Below are 19,888 nucleotides of genomic sequence, written 5' to 3' on the forward strand. Positions count from 1 at the left end.
CCGGATCAGCCGGTGTGGGTCTCCACCAGGTTGCCCTTGATGTCGCCGCGGTGAACCGGCACTCCGGTGCCGGCGAAGTCGCGCACAGCCGCGAGGTCGGCCTCGGCGAGCGTCTCCGCACCGGTGAGGACGACGGCCGCCTCGAGGCCGCCGGACCCGGAGGCCACCGCCATCGCCACGCACACGCCGAGCGCGGAGACCCGCAGTGAGGGCAGGTCGACGGTGGCGGCGGCGTAGGTGCGTCCGTCGGAGTCGCGGACCGCGGCCCCCTCCGCGGCGCCGGTGCGCGCACGGGTGGCACGGGCCAGCGTCACCAGCTTCGTGTCCTCGGGGCTCGGCTGGACGGCCTGGGGCTCACTCATCCTCGTCCTCCTCCTCGTCGTGCTCGACCCGGGTGATGAGCACGGTGTCGATCTTGTTGCGGCGTCCGGCGGCGGACTCGGCGACGAAGCGCAGGCCGTGCGCCTCGACCATGGAGCCGGGGATCGGGACCAGCCCGAGGTGCTTGGCCATCAGGCCGCCGACGGAGTCGACGTCCTCCTCCTCGACGTCGAAGCCGAACAGCTCGTCGAGGTCGTCGACGGGGTAGCGCGAGGAGACGCGGTAGAGGTCGTCGGCGACCAGGTGCGCGTGCACCTCGTCGGCGTCGTACTCGTCGCTGATCTCGCCGACGATCTCCTCCAGGATGTCCTCGATGGTGATCAGGCCGGCGGTGCCGCCGTACTCGTCGACGACGATCGCGACATGCTGGCGGCGGGCCTGCATCTCGCGCAGCAGGTCGTCGACCGGCTTGGACTCCGGCACCCAGTACGGCTCACGCATGTGGGACTCGATGCGCTCGGTGAACTCCGCGTCGGGCTCGTCGAAGTCGCGACGGACGAGGTCCTTGAGGTAGGCGACCCCGACGACGTGGTCGAGGTTGTCCTCGATGACCGGCACCCGGCTGAAGCCCGAGCGCAGGAACAGCGACAGCGTCTGGCGGAGGTTCTTGTGGCGCTCGACGAAGACCACGTCGCCGCGCGGGACCATCACCTCGCGGGCGGTGGTGTCGGAGAGGTCGAAGACCGAGTGGATCATCCGGCGCTCCTCGCTCTCGATGAGGGAGGAGGCCTCGGCGAGGTCCACGAGCTCGCGCAGCTCGGTCTCGGTCGAGAACGGGCCGTCGGTGAAGCCCTTGCCCGGCGTGATCGCGTTGCCGAGCAGGATCAGCACCCGCGGCACGGGTCCGAGGACCCGGGTGACCCACGTGAGCGGGCCGGCCGAGAACAGGGCGACGGACTCCGAGTGCTGGCGCCCCAGGGTCCGCGGGGCGACGCCGATGACCACGAAGGACAGCACGAGCATCACCGCCACGGTGACCATGACGGTCACCGCCCACGACTCCTGGAAGCGCTCGCGCACCAGCAGGGTCGCCAGCACGATCGCGGTGACCTCGCACGCGAGGCGGAGCAGCAGCGCGGTGTTGAGGTAGCGCGGCGCGTCCTCCAGCAGGTGCAGCAGCCGCTTCGAGCCGGCACGCTCCTCGGCCGCCAGCTCCCCGGCGCGTGCCTGGGAGAACGACCCGAGCGCCGCGTCCGCGGCCGAGAAGGCCCCGGCGAGCAGGACCAGTGAGGCCACCGTCACCAGCAGCCAGAGGTCACCCGCGCTCATCCGAGGCTCGACCGCCAGGCTGCGAGCAGCTCGTCCTGGAGACCGAACATCTCCTTGTGCTCCTCGGGCTCGGCGTGGTCGTAGCCCAGCAGGTGCAGGATGCCGTGCACGGTGAGCAGGTCGAGCTCGGCGACGGTGCCGTGGCCGGCGGTCTCCCCCTGGCGCTCGGCGACCACGGGGCACAGGACCAGGTCGCCCAGGACGCCCTCCTCGGGCTCCTCGCCCACCAGGCCGGGACGCAGCTCGTCCATGGGGAAGGCCAGCACGTCGGTGGGGCCCTGCTTGTCCATCCACTGCTCGTTGAGCTCGGCGATGGTCTGCTCGTCGACGGCCTTGATGCACAGCTCGGCCAGCGCGTGCACCCGCATCCGGTCCATCACGAACCGGGCGAGGGTGGAGAGCCGGCGTACGTCGACGTCGCGACCGGACTCGTCGAGGACCTCGATGCTCACGATCGCTGCTTCCTGTGGGGTCGAGGCTGGGCGGGCCGCTGGTCGCGTCCCTCGCCCTGCTGGGCCCGTGCGTCGAACTCGTCGTAGGCGGCGACGATGCGGCCGACCAGCTTGTGCCGCACGACGTCGGCGGAGGTCAGGCGGTGGAAGCCGATGTCCTCGACCCCGTCGAGGATGTCCTCGACGACGCGCAGGCCCGAGCGGACGCCGCCGGGCAGGTCGGTCTGGGTGATGTCACCGGTCACGACGATCTTGGAGCCGAAGCCGAGCCGGGTGAGGAACATCTTCATCTGCTCCGGCGTGGTGTTCTGCGCCTCGTCGAGGATGATGAAGGAGTCGTTGAGCGTGCGGCCCCGCATGTAGGCCAGCGGCGCGACCTCGATGGTGCCCGCGGCCATCAGCTTGGGGATCGAGTCGGGGTCGATCATGTCGTGCAGCGCGTCGTAGAGCGGCCGGAGGTAGGGGTCGATCTTCTCCCCCAGCGTGCCGGGCAGGAAGCCGAGGTGCTCGCCGGCCTCGACGGCCGGGCGGGTCAGGATGATCCGGTTGGCCTGCTTGGACTGCAGCGCCTGCACGGCCTTGGCCATCGCGAGGTAGGTCTTGCCGGTGCCCGCGGGACCGATGCCGAAGGTGATGGTGTGCTCGTCGATGGAGTCGACGTAGCGCTTCTGGTTGAGCGTCTTGGGTCGGATCGAGCGGCCGCGGTTGGACAGGATGTTGAGGCTCAGCACGTCCGCGGGGCGCTCGGTGGTCTCGGCGCGCAGCATGCCGAGCACCCGGTCGACCGTCTCGGACGTAACCGACTGGCCGGTGCGCAGGATCGTGACGAGCTCGTCGAGCAGCCGCTCGCCGAGCGCGAGCTCGGAGGGCTCACCGATCATCGTGATCCGGTTGCCACGGACGTGCAGGTCGGCCTCGAGGGCCTCCTCGAGCCGCGCGAGGTGCTCGTCACCGGGGCCGAGCAGGCTGACCATGTCGATGCTGGTGGGGACCACCACGGTGTGGCGGGTCTGGTGCGCGTCAGTCATGGATGCCCGGGCGGGCCCTCTCTCTTGCGGGTCTCATGCAGCCCCTCCACTCTACGGCGTGGGGCGCTGCGCTCCCAGCGGGTAACGCGTCGGGGCTCGCTCCTCGGGCCCGGGGTGGACGCACAGCCGCCGCGTACCGTGGCAGCGTGCCCGGTCCCGACTCCCCGCCCCTCGACTGGGACGACGAGGACCCCGACCCCGACGACGAGTCGCTGCCGCCGTACTGGTTCGCCGGGCAGGCGCTCCCCCAGGACGCTCGGCGGATGGGGCTGACCCACCACACGGCCGAAGGGGCCCTGCTCGACTTCGGCGGACGGTTGGACCCTGCCAAGCCGCTGCACCGGTGGACGGCGTGGTTCCTGCTGGTGGTCTTCGGGCTGCCGGTCGTCTTCGCCGTGGTGCGGGTGGTGCTCTACCTGTAGGCCCGATCAGAACCTGCTGGTCGGCGCGCCCGCGGCGTAGGCCACCGAGAGCGTGCCCAGGCACATCTCGTCGGTGGAGCCCTCGCCCCACAGGACGTACTTCTCCTGCTGGCCCTCGAAGGCCGGGAGCTTGTCGCGCAGCCACTGCTCGTGGCGGCAGGTGACGGTCAGCGTGTCTCCGGGCTCGAGGGTCAGCGGCTCCACGGGCTGGCTGCCCTGGTCGTCGAAGTCCCACAGGTCCACGTCGAGCAGGGTCCGCTCGCGCGGCGTGCCCTGGTTGGCGACGACGGAGATCTCGCGACCCAGCAGGTGCATGTGCCCGGCGACCCCGAGGACGGTCATCTCCTGGCCCACCCGCCGGGTGCACGTGGTGGTCTCGGAGGGCTCCTCGAGCTCCCCGCAGAGCAGGTGCAGGGCATCGGCGGTGAGCGCGGCGCCGCCGAAGCGCTGGCGCAGGTCGACCATCGCGGCCTCGCGGTCGCAGAGCGGGCCCTCCGAACGGGCCTCGCGGCAGGGCAGCTCCACCGGCGCCGGCATGAGGTAGGTGTGCAGCGACTGCAGGTCGGTGTCGCCCGGCATCCACCGCAGCTGGGTGGCCGACCGGTCGGGGGTCGCGCCCTTGAGCAGGTTGTAGTGCACCTGCATGACGACCCGGCTGCCGGCCTCCAGGCGGGTGCCGTAGCCGTCGCGGGTCGCCCGCTCGTCGCCGCCCGGCGCCCACGCGGCCAGCCAGTTGGCGTCGGTGAGCCGGGAGAAGTCGCCCTCCAGGCCGCTCCCGCCGAAGCAGGTCCACCCGGGGTCGACCGTCTTGGCGTCGAGCTCCTCGGCCGCCGCGACCTGGTCGGCGTCGACCTTGAACAAGATGACGTGGTGCACGACGTCGGGGTTGCCCGGCAGCACCTGGCTGCCGGTGAGCCAGACGTCCTCCTCGAGCCCGGGGTCCAGGAGGAAGCAGCGGTAGTCGTCGGTGCCGGCCCCGCTGGGAGCACTGGGGGTGTAGTCGGTGTCCATCTCCAGCGTCATCCGCTGCTCGCCGCGGCGCAGGGCGACCTGCTTGCCGGGCTCGACCGACGAGAGCTGCTGGGCGGCCACCTCGGGCGGGGCCGGTGGCTCGAGGACGTCGGCGGCGTCACCGGTACGCCTGTCCTCCCCCGTCTGCAGCAGCGCGACCGCCACCGTGCCGACCACGGCCAGCACCGCGGCGACCAGGACCGCCAGGAGCCGCCGGGTCGTCCGACCACTCATCCAGCCGCTCATCCGGCCGCCTATCCGGGGGGCCAGGTCAGGTCGCGACCGGCGAGCACGTGCAGGTGGGTGTGGAAGACGGTCTGGCCGGCCTTCGCGCCGGTGTTGAACACCAGCCGGTAGCCGTCCTCGTGGCCCTCGGCGGTCGCGACCGCGTGACCGGCATCGATGAGCTCGGCCATCGCCACCGGGTCACCCACCGCGAGCTCGCCGGCGTTGGCGAAGTGCGCCTTGGGCACGACCAGCACGTGGGTCGGCGCCTGCGGGTTGATGTCACGGAACGCGACAGTGCGCTCGGTGACGTGCACGACCTCGGCCGGCACCTCGTCGGCCACGATCTTGCAGAACAAGCAGTCGGACATGGGTCTCCCTTCCCCCCGCCGATCATCGCACGCGCGACACACGACGGAACCTGGAACGCGGATCGGACGTCCCAAGGGCATCATGGACACCATGCGCACCACTCCACGACCCGTCCGCACCTTGGCCGCCCTGGCGGTCGGGGTCCTGCTGACCACCTCCGCGTGCGGTGGTGACGACAGCGCGACCGACCCGGTCGCCGCGGACCGCTCGGAGTCGCCCACGGCCGCGGCGTCGCCCTCGGAGCCCGCGCCCAGCGACGTACCGTCCGAGGAGCCGGCGCCCGCAGGGGCGGTGCCGGTCTACTACGTCGGCGACACCGGCGTCGGACCGCGGTTGTTCCGCGAGTTCCGCCGGGTCAGCGGCGAGCCGGCGCTCGGCGCGGCCGAGATGGCCGCCTCCGGTGAGCCCGCGGACCCGGACTACCGCTCGCTCTTCCCCGGCGGCGGCGGCTTCGACGCCGTCGACCACTCCGGCGGCACGATCGCGGTGAGCCTGTCCGACGAGACCTGGGTCGACCGCCCCTCGGGCATGGCCGGCGCCGAGGCCGAGCTGGCCCTGCAGGCCCTGGTGCACACCGTCCAGGGCGCGCTGCAGTCGCGCGACCCCGTCAGCGTGACCTCACCGTCCGGCGCCACGACGCTGTTCGGCGTCGAGACCTCCGACGGCGTCGACAACGCCGACCCCTTCGACGTGCTCAACCTGGTGAGCATCACCGCCCCCGAGCAGGGCGCGTCGGTCTCCGGCACCTTCACCGCCAGCGGGGTCGCGTCCTCCTTCGAGGCCACCGTCCCCTGGGAGGTGCGCGACGGCTCCGACGCCGTCGTCGCCCGCGGCTTCGCGACCGCCGAGGGGTGGATGGACGCGCTCTACCCGTGGGAGACCGAGGTGGACGTCTCCGACCTGGCCCCGGGCACCTACACCTTCATCGCCATGACCGACGACCCCTCGGGTGGCGAGGGCAACCCGCCGATGTTCGACACCAAGGAGATCACCGTCGGCTGAGCCCTCGAGGGCGGTGGGCAGTCAACCGTCCGGGCAGTCCGTTCGGTTCCTGAGCCACCGCCCCGGCACGTCCGGCGCGGGCGGTGAGTGTTGAACCGAACGGGGATCCGATTCGGTTGAAGGCTCACCGCTCCCCTGACCGACCGCCGTAGGCGGTGAGCAGGCAACCGATCGACAGCCGGATTCGGTTGCGCACTCACCGCTCCCGCGAGATCAGCCCCAGCGGGAGGTCCGCGAGAGCAGGGCCGCCACGGCAGCCACGCCCGCGGTGGAGGTGCGCAGCACCTCGGAGCCCAGCCGGACCGAGGTGGCGCCGGCGGCCGTGAACGCGTCGAGCTCCTCGGGAGCGATGCCACCCTCGGGCCCGACCACGAGCAGCAGCGACCCCGTGGCCGGCACCTCGAGCCCGGCCAGCGTCGTGGTGGCGTCCTCGTGCAGTACGACGGCGAGGTCGGCGGCGGCGACGAGCTCGGCCACCCGGGGGGTGCCGGCCATCGGGTCGACCACCGGGTGCCAGGTGCGCCGGGCCTGCTTGGCGGCCTCGCGGGCGGTGGAACGCCACTTGGCCAGGCCCTTCTCGGCCCGCTCCCCCTTCCAGACCGCCACGGAGCGGGACGCGGCCCACGGCACGACCCGGCCGACGCCGACCTCGGTCAGCACCTCGACCGCGAGCTCGCCCCGGTCACCCTTGGGAAGCGCCTGCACGACCGTGACCGACGGTGCGGGCTCGGGGTCGCGCGTGGCCTCGTGCACGCTGACGTCGAGGGTGCGCTTGCCGGTGGCGGCGACCTCGCCGAGCACCGACCGGCCCAGCCCGTCGGTCAGCACGAGCCGCTCCCCCACCCGCAGGCGTCGTACGGCGACGGCGTGGTGCGCCTCGTCGCCCTCGACGACCACCGTGGCACCCGCGGTCACGCCCTCCAGCGAGGGCACGAGGTGGACCGGGAGCGACATCGGCTCAGTGGTTGAACGCGTCGCGGAGGCGACCGAAGACCGACTTGGCGCCCGGCTTGACCGAGCCCTCCGGAGACTCCTCGCCGCGGATCGCCGCCAGCTCGTGCAGCAGCTCCTCCTGCCGGGCGTCGAGGCGCGTCGGGGTCTCGACCGCGATCGTGACGACCAGGTCGCCGCGACCGCCGCGCAGACCGGGCACGCCGCGTCCGCGCAGCACCTGCTCGGTGCCGGACTGGGTGCCGGGCCGGATGTCGAGCTCGAAGGAGGTCTCGAGGTCGGTGACCTGCTCGGACCCCTCGACGACGTCGGCCTCCAGCGTGGGCATCTCGATCGTGGTGCCGAGCGCCGCGGCCGTCATCGGGACCGTCACGGTGCAGTGCAGGTCGTCGCCCTGGCGCTTGAAGACCGGGTGCGCCGCCACGTGGATCTCGACGTAGAGGTCGCCGGCCGGACCGCCGCCGGGGCCGACCTCGCCCTGCTCGGCGAGCTGGACGCGGGTGCCGGTGTCGACGCCCGCGGGGATCTTCACGGTCAGGCTGCGGCGTGACCGGACCCGGCCGTCGCCGGAGCACTCGCGGCACGGGTCGGGGATCACGCTGCCGAAGCCGCGGCACGCGGCGCACGGACGCAGCGTGCGGATCTCGCCGAGGAACGAGCGCTGCACGTGGGCGACCTCACCCTGGCCGCGACAGGTCTCGCAGGGCACCGCGTGCGAGCCGGGAGCAGCACCCTCGCCGGCGCACGCCGAGCAGGTGACCGCGGTGTCGACCTTGATCTCGCGCGAGACGCCGAAGGCGGCCTCGGCCAGGTCGATCTCCAGCCGGATCAGCGCGTCCTGCCCGCGGCGTACGCGCGGACGCGGACCACGGCCCGTGCCAGTGCCCTGACCACCGCCTCCGAAGAAGGCGTCCATGATGTCGGTGAAGGAAAACCCGGCACCCTGGCCGAAACCACCCGCCCCGCCCCCGAACGGGTCGCCGCCGCGGTCGTAGGCCGCGCGCTTCTGCGGGTCGCTGAGCACCTCGTAGGCGCGGGAGACCTCGCCGAACTTCTCCTGCGCGGCGGGGTCGGGGTTGACGTCGGGGTGGTACTGCCGCGCGAGTCGCCGGTAGGCCTTCTTCAGCTCGGCGTCGTCGGCGTCACGGGAGACCCCGAGGATGTCGTAGAGGTCCTGGCTCACTGCGGTCGCTTCCTCGTCTTCTGTGCTGGTCGTCAGCTGGTCTGCGGCTGGTCGTCGGCTGGTCTGCGGGTGCGGGACGGGCGGCTCAGGCCTCGTCGAGGATCCGGGTCACGTAGCGGGCGACGGCGCGTACCGCAGCCATCGTCCCGGGGTAGTCCATGCGGGTCGGGCCCACGATGCCCAGGGTGGCCAGCGACTGGTCCTCGGGGCCGTAGCCCGTCGACACCACGCTGGTCGAGGCGAGCTCCTCGTAGGGGCCCTCGGCGCCGATCCGGACGGTCACCATGCCGCTGGACCCGGCCTCCCCGAGGAGCTTGAGCAGCACGACGTGCTCCTCCAGCGCCTCGAGCAGGGGGCGTACGGCGGAGTCGAAGCTGTCGCCGTAGCGGGCGAGGTTCGCCGCGCCCCCGACCGCCACCCGGTGGTCGGAGCGGTGGTCGCTCATCGCCTCGCAGAGCGCCTCGACCACGGCCCCGGTGGCCTCCGCGCCGGGCTGGGCCGCGGCGTCGTCGGCGGGCACCAGGGCGCGCAGCCCCGCCACGGCGTCGGCGATCCGCTGGCCGGTGGCGACCAGCAGCAGCCGGCTGCGCAACGTGGCGAGGTCGTCGTCGGCCAGCGGGGAGGAGAGCTCCACGAGGCGCTGCTCGACGCGCCCGGTGCTGAGGATCAGCACCACGAGCAGCCGCTCGGGGGTGAGCGCCACGAGCTCGACGTGCCGGACGGTCGAGGAGGAGAGCGTGGGGTACTGCACGACGGCGACCTGGCGGGTCAGCTGCGAGAGCAGCCGCACCGAGCGCTGGACCACGTCGTCGAGGTCGACCGCGCCGTCGAGGAAGCTGGAGATGGCGCGCTTCTCGGCCGAGGAGAGCGGCTTGACCGTGGTGAGGCGGTCGACGAACATCCGGTAGCCCTTGTCGGTGGGCACCCGCCCGGCGCTGGTGTGGGGCTGGGTGATGTAGCCCTCCTCCTCCAGCACCGCCATGTCGTTGCGCACGGTGGCCGGGGACACGCCCAGCCCGTGCCGCTCCACGAGCGCCTTGGAGCCGACCGGCTCCTCGGTCGAGACGTAGTCCTCCACGATCGCGCGGAGCACGGCGAGTCGACGGTCCTCCTGCACGCCCCACCTCCGGATCCCCTGGTCGTTCGAGCTCGGGCTCGAACCTGGCACTCGATCTCAGTGAGTGCCAACTCTACAAGCCCCGCGAGCCGACCCTTGGCACCCGTCGTGAGTGAGGTTAGGCTTGCCTCACTTCGACCGGAGGTCCTCATGCCCCTGCTCCGCCCCCGCGCCCAGCGCGACCCCTCGCCCATGGCCGCCCGGGCGCGCTCGGCGCTGGCCTGCCCGTCCGGTGCCGACCTGCGCGGCCACGACGACGCCCCGCTGCTCGACGCGGAGGTCGTGTCACTGACCGACGACGGGGGCCGGCCCACCCTGCTGTGCACCCCGACCTCGCCGCTGCTCACGCACGCGGCGCGGCGCGACGTGGTCCGGCTGCGCGTCACCAGCGGCGTGCGCGGGTCGACGAGCGACGAGGACGGCGCCCTGGACGTGCTCGAGGTCTCCGGGCGACTGGTGCTCGGCGGCTCCGAGGGCTGTGGCCGCTGTCCCGAGGAGCATCGCCTGGTGGTGCTCGAGCCGGCCGCGGTCACGCTGCGGGTCCAGGGCCGCACCGTGCCCGTGCCGGTGGAGGACTTCCTGGGCACCGAGCACGCACTCAACCGGGGCTACCTCCAGCGGGCCGCCGAGCACGCCACCGCGTGCCACGGCGAGGAGCTGCGCCGCGTCGTCGCCCGGCTCACGGGCTGCCCTCCGGGTCGCCTGGCGGCCGCGTCGCTCGCGGGCCTGGGCGTGGACGGGGTGGAGCTGCGGTGGGTCGACACCGACGGCGCGCACGCGCAGCGGCTCGTCTTCGACCCGCCGGCCACCGACGCCGCCTCCCTGGGACGGCTGCTGCGCGAGCACCTGGACCCGGGCATCTGCTGAGGGCGCCCGGGACGCTCCTGGCGGGGTGTTCCTAGGCTGGGCACCCATGAGCACCTCCCCCGCCACCCTCACCGAGGTCGCCGACCGCGTCTGGGTGGCCCGGCACCCCTGGTTCGACGTCAGCACGACCGTCGTCGGCGGGGAGCGGGGGCTGGTCGTCGTCGACACGCACGTCTCCACCCGCGTCGGCCGTGAGCTCGTCGAGTCCGCGCGGTCGCTCGGCGCCGGGGACGTGATCGGCGTCGTCGCGACGCACGCCCACCACGACCACGTGCTCGGCACCGCGGCGTTCCGCGAGGCCTTCGGGGAGGCGCTGCCCGTCCACGCCCACGAGTCCTGCGTGGACGAGCTGCGACGGTGGGCCGCCGACCGCCCGGCGTACGATGGCGAGGAGCCGGTGCCCGGCGAGGTCGACGCCAGCCCGGTGGTCCTGCCGGACCGGACCTTCTCCTCCGCCGCCGTGGTCGACCTCGGCGACCGGGTCCTGGAGCTGGTGCACCCCGGCCGGGCGCACACCTCCGGCGACCTCGTGGTCCGCGTGGCCGACGCCGACGTGCTCGTGGCCGGGGACCTGGTCGAGGAGTCCGGGCCGCCGGCGTACGGGCCCGACTCCTTCCCGATGGAGTGGCCGCTGGCGCTCGACGTGTGCCTGCAGCTGTGCACCGACCGCACCGTCGTGGTGCCCGGGCACGGCGCGCCCGTCGACCGGGCCTTCGTCATGGACCAGCGGGCCGACATCGGCGTGGTCGCGGAGACCATCCGCGACCTCGCCGGTCGTGGCGTCCGGGTCGAGCAGGCGCTGGAGGTCGGCGACTGGCCGCTCGATCGCGGCGCCCTGGTGCACGCGGTCGCGCGCGGCTACGAGCACCTCCCGGCCAGCCAGAAGCGGCTGCCCCTGCTGTAGCCCCACACCCCCTCGCGGGGGTGAGGCCGGGCACCGGGCGCCGACCTAGCGTCGGGACATGTCCGCGCACGAGCACGAGAACGAGAACACCGCCGGCATCCCCGACGAGCAGCTGCCGCCGGACCTGGTGGCCGGCGAGGACAACCCGCTGGCCGAGGGCCTCCCGGACGGCGAGGGCGAGGGGTTGCTCGAGGCAGGCAAGCCGGCCGAGGAGCCCTTGGACCCGGAGGCCCCCGCACACGCAGGGGACGACCGCGAGAAGCGGAGCGGTCCCGCGGAGGAGACGGACTGAGCGGGTCCAGCTGATCGGGTCCAGGTCGGTCCGCCCGGCGGCGCGCCTGCCACGGGCGGCGGGACCGCGTTCCTAGCCTGGACCGGTGAACGACCGCTACGGAACCGACGTCCTCTCGACCGACTGGCGCGCCCCCAGGCGCGGGCGGGCCACGGAGGCCCCGGCCACCCTCGGCGAGGTCGTCGAGGAGGTCACCGCTGACTTCTGCGGCGAGATCGTCGCCGTCGACCGGGACCTGGACGTCCTCACCCTCGAGGACCGGCGCGGCCGTCGCCGGACGTTCCCCCTCGGCCCGGGCTTCCTGCTCGACGGCAAGCCGGTGATCCTCACCGCCCCCGTCACGCAGAAGGGCCCCGCGAAGCCGACACGGACGGCCTCGGGGTCCGTGGCGGTGGAGACGAGGGCCCGCGTGGCGCGGGCCAGCCGGATCTTCGTCGAGGGTCGCCACGACGCCGAGCTGGTGGAGAAGGTCTGGGGGGACGACCTCCGGGTGGAGGGCGTGGCCGTGGAGTACCTCGGCGGAGTCGACGACCTGGCCGACCACCTGCGCGACTTCCGCCCCGGACCGGGCCGGCGCGTCGGCGTCCTCGTCGACCACCTGGTCGCGGGGTCGAAGGAGAGCCGGATCGCCCAAGGCATCGCCCGCTCCCCCGTCGGGAAGCACGTCCTGATCGTGGGACACCCCTTCGTGGACGTCTGGCAGGCGGTCAAGCCCGACCGGCTGGGCCTGGAGGCCTGGCCGTCGATCCCGCGCAGCATCGAGTGGAAGAAGGGCGTGTGCCAGCACCTCGGCTGGCCGCACCGCGACCAGGCCGACATCGCCCGGGCCTGGAAGCAGGTGCTGGGCCGGGTGGGTTCCTTCGCCGACCTCGAGCCCGCCCTGCTGGGTAGGGTCGAGGAGCTGATCGACTTCGTCACCGCAGACCAGGGGGACCGATGAGCCAGGTGCCGCCGCAGGGCCCCGGACCGATGCCGGGACCGCCCGGGCCCGGTGGGTGGGGCAAGCCGCCGATGTCCCCGTCGGAGGAGCGCACCTGGGGATCGGCCGCGCACTGGTCGGCCTTCGTGGCCGCCTTCGTGGCCCTGGCGTTCCTCGGCCCCCTGCTGGTGCTGCTGCTCAAGGGCAACGAGTCGGCCTACGTCCGGCGCCAGGCCGTGGAGTCGCTCAACTTCCAGATCTCGATGCTGATCTACGCCGTGGTCTCCGGCGTGCTGGTGCTGGTCCTGGTCGGCCTGCTGCTGCTCGTCGTGGTGGGCCTGGCGTGGGTGGTCTTCACCCTCATCGGCACGATCCGCTCGACCAACGGCGAGGAGTACCGCTACCCGCTCACCCTGCGCCTGGTCAGCTGACCCGGCTCAGGACAGCAACTCGCGGACGACCGCGTCGGCGAGCAGCCGCGCCGCATCGGTCAGGACCAGTCGCTCCCCCACCTGCTGGAGCAGCCCCCGGTCGACCAGCCCCGGCAGCGCGGCCAGGCCGTCGGCGCCGAGCACGTCGACCGGCAGGCCGTCGCGCAGTCGCAGCTCGAGCAGGACGCGCTCGACGCGCCGGTCCTCGGCCGACAGCACCTCCCGGGCGAGCGCCGGGCTGCGGCCCGCGGCCAGCCGCTCGGCGTACGCCGCGGGGTGCTTGACGTTCCACCAGCGCACCCCGCCCACGTGGCTGTGCGCCCCCGGGCCGACGCCCCACCAGTCCGCGCCGGTCCAGTAGAGCAGGTTGTGCCGGCAGCGGCTGGCCTCGCCCGCGGCCCAGTTGGAGACCTCGTACCACTCCAGCCCGGCGGCCCGGAACCGCTCGTCGGCAAGCTCGTACTTGTCGGCGAGGTCGTCCTCGTCGGGCATCGGCAGCTCGCCGCGGCGGACGCGGCGGGCCAGCGCGGTGCCGTCCTCGACGATGAGGGAGTACGCCGAGACGTGGTCGGGCCCGCAGGCCAGCGCCGCCTCGACCGAGGTCTCCCAGTCCGACAACGACTCGCCGGGCGTGCCGTAGATGAGGTCGAGGCTGACCTGCTCGAACCCGGCGGCCCTGGCCCACTCCACGGCCTGTGGCACCCGCAGCGGGTCGTGGGTGCGGTCGAGCACCGAGAGCACGTGGGTGACCTGCGACTGCATGCCGAAGGAGATCCGGGTGAACCCGCCCTCCCGCAGCCGGGCCAGCCCCTCCGGGGTCACGGAGTCCGGGTTGGCCTCGGTCGTGACCTCGACGTCCGGGCTGAGCCCGAGCTCGTCGCGGGCGGCTGCCAGCACGCTCGCGAGGTCCTCGGGCGGCAGCAGCGTCGGGGTGCCGCCGCCGAGGAAGACGGTGTCGACGCGCACGTCGCGATCCCCCAGCACCAGAACGGCACGTGCACGTAGAGGCCGAAGGGTCGCGTCCCCACGCCCTGCAGCGCCCCCGGCGGCAGCGAGCCGTCCTCGGGGGCGGTCTCGCCGTCGGGCAGGGAGGATGGCACCGACCCATCCTCCACGCTGGGGCTCAGACGGGCACGTTGAGGGTGACCGTGTAGCCGTCGTCGACCGAGCCGGTGACCGACGCCATCTGCAGGGAGTAGCCGTCGGAGAAGACGTTGTCGGAGTCCAGGGAGATCGCGGCGAGGTTCGCCGCGCTGCCGGAGTATCGGGCGTCGGCGTAGACGTCCTCGCTCACGTCCTGCGGCAACGCGAGCTGGGAGGTGCGCAGCTTGTTGGTGTAGCTGGTGGCGGCAGCCTCGGACTCGTAGACCTCGAAGTGCATGTGCGGCCAGCGACCCGAGTAGCAACCCGGGAAGATGCTGGTGAACTCCACGCGTCCGTCGGCGTCGGCGACCTGGACCCCGCGCAGGTAGTTCTCGTCAGCGACGGCCTCGCTGTACATGGAGTAGTCACCGGCCGCGTCGCAGTGCCACAGGTAGATCGCCGCACCCTCCAGCGGCGTCGCCTCGTCGCCCGAGAGGTCGTAGACCCGCATCCGGACTGTGACCGGCACCCCGTCGGCCACGCCGGAGGCGTCACCGAAGCTCGAGGTGATGTCCGAGCGCACGACCCCGCTCTCGGCCAGCACGTTGACCCCGTTGGAGCCGTCCCCGGGATAGGGGCCTGCCGTCTCCTCGGGGATCTCCCCCTCGGCGACCTCCACCGAGGACCCGGTGTCGGGCGCCGCACCACCCGCACCGCCCGGGCCGCCCTGGCCGCCCGGAGCACCGCCCGCCGGCGGCGCTGCGGCCGTGTCGCCGCCGGTCTCGATCGTGGTCGTCGAGGAGGAGTCGGTGCCACAGGCGACGAGAGCCGCCGAGGCTCCGAGCCCACCGAAGGCCGCCAGCAGGCGGCGTCGGCCCAGCAGGCCCTGACGCTCGGCGATGCGCGGCAGGTCGTGGGACAGACCAAGGTCGTGGTCCTCGAGCTCCCCCTCGTGGTGCCCGTGGTGCCTGTGGTGGTCGTCGTGTGCGGGGTGTGCGGCGTGGTCGCTGGATCGGCTCATGGGAACAGTGAACGCCCCGGACCTGTGCACCTGCTGTGCACGGACCGGGGCGTCCCTGTCAGACCCTCAGCGGGACCCGATCAGCTGTAGAAGCTGTCGATCAGGTCCTTGTTGTTGCCCTCGACGACCGCGCGCTTGACCTTCATCGAGGGGGTCAGCTCGCCGGACTCGATGCTCAGGTCGTGGTCGAGGATCTCCCACTTCTTGATGGTCTCCCAGCGGTTGAGCTTGGCGTTGAGCTGCTCGACGTAGCCGGCCACCATGTCCTTGACCGCCTGCGACTGCACGACCTCGGTGTAGGACTTGCCCGCCATGCCGTTCTCCTCGGCCCAGCCCGCCATGGCGTCGGGGTCCAGGGTGATCAGCGCGACGACGAAGTTGCGCTCGGCGCCGAAGACCATGAACTGGCTGGCGTAGGGGCACAGCGCCTTGAACTTCGACTCGATCGCCGGCGGCGCGACGTACTTGCCGCCGGAGGTCTTGAAGAGCTCCTTGATGCGGCCGGTGATCGTGAGGAAGCCGTCGGCGTCGATCTCGCCCTTGTCGCCGGTGCGCAGCCAGCCGTCCTCGGTGAGCGTCTCGGCGGTCTTGTCGGGCAGGTTGTGGTAGCCGGCCATGACGTGCGGGCCGCGCAGCTGGACCTCGCCGCCCTCGCCGATGCGCACCTCGGAGCCCGGGAAGGCCTGGCCGACCGTGCCCATCTTGTACTCGTCGGGGTGGTTCACCGTCGCGCCGGCGCAGTTCTCGGTCATGCCGTAGCCCTCGAGGATGAGGATGCCCGCGGCGTGGAACCACTCCGCGATCTCGGCGTTGAGGGCCGCGGAGCCGGAGATGAAGAACTTCACGCGGCCACCGAAGCGCTCGCGGACCTTGCTGAAGACCAGCTTGTCGAACAGGCCGTGCTGCAGCTTGAGCGGCAGCGGGATGCTCTTGCCCTCGCGCTTGCGCTTGTCGACCTCGATGCCGACCTTGAAGGCCTGCTTGAAGATCTTCTCCTTGGCACCACCCTCGGAGGCGGTCATGGTCACGATGCGCGCGTGGGCCTTCTCGAAGATGCGCGGCGCGGCACCCATGAAGGTCGGCTTCACGACGCCCAGGTTGTCCACGATCTTCTCGACGCGGCCGTCGATGGCGGTCGCGAAGCCGCACGCCAGCTGCGTGGAGAGGAGCACCTTGCCGAAGGAGTGGGCCATGGGCAGCCACAGGAACTGCAGGTCGTCCTCGTGCAGGATGTTCTGCGACTTGATCGCGGCACCCTCGTAGACCCAGCCCCGGTGCAGCAGCCGCACGCCCTTGGGCTTGCCGGTGGTGCCGGAGGTGTAGATCAAGGTGGCCAGCGCGTCGGGAGCGATCGACTTCGCGGTCTCCTCGATCACGCCCGGGTGCTCGGCGAGGTAGGCCTCGCCCAGCTTCTCGAGGTCGTCGAGGCTGATCAACCAGTCACCGTCGGTCGCGCCGTCGAAGACGACGACCTTCTTCACGGTGGGGATCTGGGACTTCTGCTCGGTCAGCTTGGCGACCTGCTCGTCGTCCTCGGCGAAGACCACCTGGCACTCGGAGTCACCGACGATGTAGGCGGTGTCCTCGGCGTTGGTCGTCGGGTAGACCGTGGTGGTCGCACCGGCGGCGCACATGATGGCCAGGTCGGCGAGGATCCACTCGTAGCGGGTGCCGGAGGCGATGCCGACGCGCTGCTCGCTGGTCAGGCCCAGCGAGAGCAGGCCCGCGGCGAGACGGCTGACGCGGTCGCCGGCCTGCTTCCATGTGACCGACTCCCAGGCCTCGCCGACGGGGAAGCGGAAGGCCTCGGCCTGCGGTGAGGTCTCGACGCGGTCGAGGAAGAGTACGGCGAGGTTCTGGGCGAGGTCGTCGACGAAGCTGGCGTCTCTGTTGGCGGGCATGTCGCTCCTGTACGAGAGTGCGGCGGGACTCCCGGCGCCCCCTCCGGCGCCGGGTGTGGTTCGTAACCTATGTCACTTTGCCTACTCGCGCGTAGCAACCCGTGCACCAAGATGCGCCGATCGCCGGACCGGTCAGCGAGCGGCGAGGTAGGTCTCGGCCTTCTCCCGGGCCTTCGGCAGCAGGTCCGGGACGTCCAGCAGCCGCGGCAGCAGCGAGTGGTCGGTGTTCAGCGCACGGAACATGGTGCTGACCGTGACCCCGTGACCGGGCCGGTGCACGACGGTCAGGTCGTCGCCGGCGCGCAGCACGCCCTCCCCGAGCACCCGGAGGTACGGCCCCGGGCGGGCGACCTGCGCGAAGCGGCGTACCCAGGCGGTGCTGTCGTAGCCGGTGCGGCCCATCCACACCTTGAAGTCGTTGCAGGGGGTGCGGACCGAGCGCACCTCGAGCAGGACCTCGCCGACCTGCCAGCGCTCGCCGATCTCCGCCTCGTTGACGTCGATGCCGACCGTGGTGAGGTTCTCCCCGAACTGCCCGTCGGGGATCGGCTGGCCGAGCTCGCCCTCCCAGTGGTCGAGGTCCTCGCGGGCGAAGGCGTAGACCGCCTGGTCCGGCCCACCGTGGTGGCGGGTGTCGGAGACCTCGTCGCCGTCCAGGCCCAGACGACCCACGTGCACCGCCCCGGTCAGCGCGGTCTTGTCGATCGAGGTGCGTCCGATGCCGGCCCAGTCGGCCTCGCGGGGCCGACCGACGTTGACGGAGAGGAGGTGTGCCACCGGCACATCCTCCCCCACGTCACCCCTCTCCTCCGACAGGGCAGCGCGCTGACCCTCAGACCCGGCGCGACACCGCCACGGCACCGGCGCCGAGCACCGAGGTGAGGAGCAGGACGGCCACGAACGCCTCCCGGTCCACGGCTGTGCCGACGGTCGTGAAGAGGAGCCCCGCCAGCGCGACCGCGGCCGCCGCGCCGACCGCGTCGGCCAGGGTCACCGCCGCCGAGGACGTCCCCCGCTCCCGCTCGTCGCTGCGGGCCAGCACCGCGCGGGTGATGCGGGGGTACATCAACCCCATCCCGGCCGCGGCCACCAGCCATCCGACCACCACGAGCGCCCCCGGGAGGTCGAGGGCGGCCACGACGAGGATCAGCACCACCCCGGCGGCCAGCCCCAGCGCACCCGTGCGCAGCGCGCCCTCGTCGCTGAGCCGCGCGCCGAGGCGCGCCTGGACCTGGGAGGCGCCCGCCCACCCCAGGGTCGCCGCGGTCAGGACCAGGCCGCTGGTCGCCAGCCCGGCGTCGTACTGCTCCTGGAGGAGGTAGGGCAGGTAGGCCTCGGTGGCGAAGAACGTCGCGCCGACCGCGCCCCGCAGCGCGACGACGGCGGGCAGCCCGCGCGCACCGCGCAGCGTGCCCGCAGGCAGCAGGGGACGCAGCGACGCCAGGGCGACCCCCAGCGCCAACACGCTCAGCGGCCAGGCCACCACGCGGGGCAGGCCGGCCACGGCGTTGAGCGTCAGCAGGCCCGCGGACACGGCCGCGGCCAGGGCGACCCGGCGCAGCCCGCCGGGGACCGGTGGGCTCGGTGCCGGTGGCTCGACCTCGGCCAGCGACGGCACGAGCAGCGCCAGGGCGAGGCCGGTGAGGACGAGGACCCCCAGGAACACCCAGCGCCAGCCGACGGTGTCGGCGACCAGTCCGGCGGCGAAGGGCCCGACGATGCCCGGGAGCACCCAGGCGGCCGCGAACGCACCGAGGATCCGCGGGCGGTCGACGTCGTCGTACACCTGCGCGACGAGGACGTAGAGCGCGACCGTGAGGCCGCCGCCGCCCAGGCCCTGCAGCACGCGTCCCGCGACGAGCACCGGCATCGTCGGGGCCAGCCCGGCGGCGAGCAGGCCGAGCCCGAACAGCGCCACCGCCGCCAGCAGGGGTCGCACCGCCCCGCGACGGTCCGCCCAGAGCCCGACCACGACCATGCCGACGAGGCTGGCCGCGAGCGCGGCCGAGAAGGCCGCCGCGAACCACGCCCGGCCGTCGAGCTCGCGACTGACCGTCGGCATCACGGTGGCGACGGCCAGCGCCTCGAAGGCCGCGAGGAAGACGAGCGCGAAGGAGCCGATGGTGGCCCCTCGGTAGCCGCCCGCGAGCAGGCTGCGCGTGGACGTCGCCTGCGTCCGGTCCGTCGTCACGACTGCACCGCCTTGAGCACCGTGAGCATCCGGGTGACGTACGCCGGGTCCGGCCGGTCCGAGCGCACCGACCAGAAAGCGTTGAGCACCAGCCGCACCACCGCCCAGGCCCGGGCCCGGTCCTCGTCCAGGCCGGCCGCGTCGACGACGGTCTCGAACCGCACCCGCACCGTCCGGCGCACGTCGCCCTCGGCCTCCTCCAGCCTGTTCCACAGCAACGGCGCCGGCTCCCAGTGCGGGTCGCCGCTCAGCGCCCGCGGAGCGATCGCGACCCACTCGCCGGTGACGTCGGCCAGGACGTTCTCGTCGTGGAGGTCCCCGTGCACCAGCGTCCCGGTGCTGGCGGCGTCGGCGCCGAGGTCGCGCAGGTGGGCCAGGCACTGCTCCACCATGCGACGGGGCAGCGGCGCGTCGCGGGGCAGTGCAGCGAGCGGTTCGGCGTGACGACCGACGTGCTCGGTCAGCGGCCGCAGCTGCGGCGGGGCGGGGACGTGCAGCAGCCGGTAGAGGTCGGCGACGGCCTCGCAGGCGTGCACGTCCCACTCCTGCGTCAGGTCGCGCCTCTCGAGCCGCTCGAGCAGCACGGCGCGGCGACGAGGGTCGGCCCGCAGCGGGCGGACGGCGCCGCGACCGCCCCAGTGCTGCAGCGCGAGCGCCTCGTGCTCGGTCCCGGGGTCCGCCGCCGCGACCTTCAGCACGGCGGGGACACCGTCCGCGGTCCGCACGGGCACGACGTGGGAGGACCGGCCCCAGTCCTCGACGGGATCCGGCGTGAGACCCCACTCACCCACCAGCGACCGGGACACCGCTGCGAGCGATCGCGCGGTCTCCGGGGGCAGGGCGCTGGTCACCGGCGGAGCCTACGA

The 19,888-nt window shown here is 73.0% G+C and carries 22 protein-coding genes; 7 read left to right on the forward strand and 15 right to left on the reverse strand.

Going from position 1 to position 19,888, the window contains the following annotated elements; genetic code table 11:
• Positions 1–5: 5 nt before the first annotated feature.
• The 4 genes from A6R01_RS14780 to A6R01_RS14795 are packed head-to-tail and all read right to left on the reverse strand — an operon-like array spanning position 6 to position 3,130.
• Positions 6–362 carry a cytidine deaminase gene (locus tag A6R01_RS14780; protein ID WP_292607350.1) on the reverse strand — a complete coding sequence of 119 codons (357 nt, stop codon included), beginning with the start codon at positions 360–362 and terminating at the stop codon, positions 6–8.
• Positions 355–1,650 carry a hemolysin family protein gene (locus A6R01_RS14785; RefSeq protein WP_292607352.1) on the reverse strand — a complete coding sequence of 432 codons (1,296 nt, stop codon included), beginning with the start codon at positions 1,648–1,650 and terminating at the stop codon, positions 355–357. The genes A6R01_RS14780 and A6R01_RS14785 overlap by 8 nt, the downstream gene beginning before the upstream one ends.
• Positions 1,647–2,102, reverse strand: a complete 456-nt coding sequence (gene ybeY / locus A6R01_RS14790; protein WP_292607354.1) for an rRNA maturation RNase YbeY — start codon at positions 2,100–2,102, stop codon at positions 1,647–1,649. Before ybeY ends, A6R01_RS14785 begins: the two co-directional genes overlap by 4 nt.
• Positions 2,099–3,130: a PhoH family protein gene (locus A6R01_RS14795; protein ID WP_292607357.1), complete on the reverse strand. Its 1,032-nt coding sequence runs from the start codon at positions 3,128–3,130 to the stop codon at positions 2,099–2,101. Before A6R01_RS14795 ends, ybeY begins: the two co-directional genes overlap by 4 nt.
• Before the next feature lie 146 nt (positions 3,131–3,276).
• Here A6R01_RS14795 and A6R01_RS14800 point away from each other — a divergent pair, with 146 nt between their 5' ends.
• A complete protein-coding gene (locus A6R01_RS14800) occupies positions 3,277–3,552 on the forward strand; it encodes a hypothetical protein (RefSeq protein ID WP_292607359.1) in 276 nt (91 codons plus the stop codon).
• A 6-nt stretch (positions 3,553–3,558) separates the two neighbouring features.
• On the opposite strand, the gene A6R01_RS14805 is transcribed toward A6R01_RS14800, so the two are convergent.
• A complete protein-coding gene (locus A6R01_RS14805; protein WP_292607361.1) occupies positions 3,559–4,797 on the reverse strand; it encodes a hypothetical protein in 1,239 nt (412 codons plus the stop codon).
• Positions 4,798–4,817: 20 nt separating this feature from the next.
• Positions 4,818–5,159 carry a histidine triad nucleotide-binding protein gene (locus A6R01_RS14810; protein ID WP_292607364.1) on the reverse strand — a complete coding sequence of 114 codons (342 nt, stop codon included), beginning with the start codon at positions 5,157–5,159 and terminating at the stop codon, positions 4,818–4,820.
• A 91-nt stretch (positions 5,160–5,250) separates the two neighbouring features.
• Here A6R01_RS14810 and A6R01_RS14815 point away from each other — a divergent pair, with 91 nt between their 5' ends.
• A complete protein-coding gene (locus tag A6R01_RS14815) occupies positions 5,251–6,162 on the forward strand; it encodes a Gmad2 immunoglobulin-like domain-containing protein (protein WP_292607367.1) in 912 nt (303 codons plus the stop codon).
• Between the two features lie 213 nt (positions 6,163–6,375).
• On the opposite strand, the gene A6R01_RS14820 is transcribed toward A6R01_RS14815, so the two are convergent.
• The 3 genes from A6R01_RS14820 to hrcA all read right to left on the reverse strand — a co-directional run bounded on the left by A6R01_RS14820 (position 6,376) and on the right by hrcA (position 9,413).
• On the reverse strand, positions 6,376–7,116 hold the full coding sequence (locus tag A6R01_RS14820) for a 16S rRNA (uracil(1498)-N(3))-methyltransferase (protein WP_292607369.1): 741 nt from the start codon (positions 7,114–7,116) through the stop codon (positions 6,376–6,378).
• 4 nt (positions 7,117–7,120) lie between these two features.
• Entirely contained in the window at positions 7,121–8,296 is a 1,176-nt protein-coding gene (gene dnaJ / locus A6R01_RS14825) for a molecular chaperone DnaJ (RefSeq protein WP_292607371.1), read from the reverse strand.
• Positions 8,297–8,381: 85 nt separating this feature from the next.
• Positions 8,382–9,413, reverse strand: coding sequence for a heat-inducible transcriptional repressor HrcA (hrcA, locus tag A6R01_RS14830; RefSeq protein WP_292607374.1), 1,032 nt, complete (start codon positions 9,411–9,413; stop codon positions 8,382–8,384).
• Between the two features lie 150 nt (positions 9,414–9,563).
• On the opposite strand from hrcA, the gene A6R01_RS14835 reads away from it, so the two are divergent.
• From A6R01_RS14835 to A6R01_RS14855, 5 genes are all read left to right on the forward strand, one after another.
• Entirely contained in the window at positions 9,564–10,280 is a 717-nt protein-coding gene (locus tag A6R01_RS14835) for a hypothetical protein (RefSeq protein WP_292607376.1), read from the forward strand.
• 46 nt (positions 10,281–10,326) lie between these two features.
• On the forward strand, positions 10,327–11,184 hold the full coding sequence (locus tag A6R01_RS14840; RefSeq protein WP_292607378.1) for an MBL fold metallo-hydrolase: 858 nt from the start codon (positions 10,327–10,329) through the stop codon (positions 11,182–11,184).
• Positions 11,185–11,242: 58 nt separating this feature from the next.
• The gene (locus A6R01_RS14845; protein ID WP_292607380.1) at positions 11,243–11,476 is read left to right on the forward strand and encodes a hypothetical protein; all 234 of its coding nucleotides are present in this window, start codon (positions 11,243–11,245) and stop codon (positions 11,474–11,476) included.
• A gap of 85 nt (positions 11,477–11,561) precedes the next feature.
• Positions 11,562–12,416 (forward strand): DUF3097 domain-containing protein, encoded by an 855-nt coding sequence (locus tag A6R01_RS14850; protein WP_292607382.1) that lies wholly within the window; start codon positions 11,562–11,564, stop codon positions 12,414–12,416.
• Entirely contained in the window at positions 12,413–12,826 is a 414-nt protein-coding gene (locus tag A6R01_RS14855; RefSeq protein WP_292607385.1) for a DUF4870 domain-containing protein, read from the forward strand. Before A6R01_RS14850 ends, A6R01_RS14855 begins: the two co-directional genes overlap by 4 nt.
• Before the next feature lie 6 nt (positions 12,827–12,832).
• On the opposite strand, the gene hemW is transcribed toward A6R01_RS14855, so the two are convergent.
• From hemW to A6R01_RS14885, 6 genes are all read right to left on the reverse strand, one after another.
• Entirely contained in the window at positions 12,833–13,792 is a 960-nt protein-coding gene (gene hemW, locus A6R01_RS14860; RefSeq protein WP_366925114.1) for a radical SAM family heme chaperone HemW, read from the reverse strand.
• Positions 13,793–13,949: 157 nt separating this feature from the next.
• On the reverse strand, positions 13,950–14,930 hold the full coding sequence (locus A6R01_RS14865) for an intradiol ring-cleavage dioxygenase (protein ID WP_292607388.1): 981 nt from the start codon (positions 14,928–14,930) through the stop codon (positions 13,950–13,952).
• An 80-nt stretch (positions 14,931–15,010) separates the two neighbouring features.
• Complete coding sequence (locus A6R01_RS14870) at positions 15,011–16,831, reverse strand: long-chain fatty acid--CoA ligase (protein WP_292607391.1); 1,821 nt, start codon at positions 16,829–16,831, stop codon at positions 15,011–15,013.
• A 132-nt stretch (positions 16,832–16,963) separates the two neighbouring features.
• Entirely contained in the window at positions 16,964–17,608 is a 645-nt protein-coding gene (locus A6R01_RS14875; RefSeq protein WP_292607393.1) for an MOSC domain-containing protein, read from the reverse strand.
• Between the two features lie 55 nt (positions 17,609–17,663).
• Complete coding sequence (locus tag A6R01_RS14880) at positions 17,664–19,022, reverse strand: MFS transporter (protein ID WP_292607395.1); 1,359 nt, start codon at positions 19,020–19,022, stop codon at positions 17,664–17,666.
• Positions 19,019–19,873 carry an aminoglycoside phosphotransferase family protein gene (locus A6R01_RS14885; protein ID WP_292607397.1) on the reverse strand — a complete coding sequence of 285 codons (855 nt, stop codon included), beginning with the start codon at positions 19,871–19,873 and terminating at the stop codon, positions 19,019–19,021. Before A6R01_RS14885 ends, A6R01_RS14880 begins: the two co-directional genes overlap by 4 nt.
• Positions 19,874–19,888: the final 15 nt, after the last annotated feature.

The organism is Nocardioides sp. REDSEA-S30_B4, assembly GCF_001627265.1.
Classification (GTDB): Bacteria; Actinomycetota; Actinomycetes; order Propionibacteriales; family Nocardioidaceae; genus Nocardioides.

Bases quoted from the DNA above. Each gene is read 5' to 3' on its own strand.
- A6R01_RS14780 (WP_292607350.1), bottom strand. From the start codon at position 362: ATGAGTGAGCCCCAGGCCGTCCAGCCGAGCCCCGAGGACACGAAGCTG.
- A6R01_RS14785 (WP_292607352.1), bottom strand. From the start codon at position 1,650: ATGAGCGCGGGTGACCTCTGGCTGCTGGTGACGGTGGCCTCACTGGTC.
- A6R01_RS14795 (WP_292607357.1), bottom strand. From the start codon at position 3,130: ATGACTGACGCGCACCAGACCCGCCACACCGTGGTGGTCCCCACCAGC.
- A6R01_RS14805 (WP_292607361.1), bottom strand. From the start codon at position 4,797: ATGAGTGGTCGGACGACCCGGCGGCTCCTGGCGGTCCTGGTCGCCGCG.
- A6R01_RS14810 (WP_292607364.1), bottom strand. From the start codon at position 5,159: ATGTCCGACTGCTTGTTCTGCAAGATCGTGGCCGACGAGGTGCCGGCC.
- A6R01_RS14815 (WP_292607367.1), top strand. From the start codon at position 5,251: ATGCGCACCACTCCACGACCCGTCCGCACCTTGGCCGCCCTGGCGGTC.
- A6R01_RS14820 (WP_292607369.1), bottom strand. From the start codon at position 7,116: ATGTCGCTCCCGGTCCACCTCGTGCCCTCGCTGGAGGGCGTGACCGCG.
- A6R01_RS14835 (WP_292607376.1), top strand. From the start codon at position 9,564: ATGCCCCTGCTCCGCCCCCGCGCCCAGCGCGACCCCTCGCCCATGGCC.
- A6R01_RS14840 (WP_292607378.1), top strand. From the start codon at position 10,327: ATGAGCACCTCCCCCGCCACCCTCACCGAGGTCGCCGACCGCGTCTGG.
- A6R01_RS14845 (WP_292607380.1), top strand. From the start codon at position 11,243: ATGTCCGCGCACGAGCACGAGAACGAGAACACCGCCGGCATCCCCGAC.
- A6R01_RS14855 (WP_292607385.1), top strand. From the start codon at position 12,413: ATGAGCCAGGTGCCGCCGCAGGGCCCCGGACCGATGCCGGGACCGCCC.
- A6R01_RS14865 (WP_292607388.1), bottom strand. From the start codon at position 14,930: ATGAGCCGATCCAGCGACCACGCCGCACACCCCGCACACGACGACCAC.
- A6R01_RS14870 (WP_292607391.1), bottom strand. From the start codon at position 16,831: ATGCCCGCCAACAGAGACGCCAGCTTCGTCGACGACCTCGCCCAGAAC.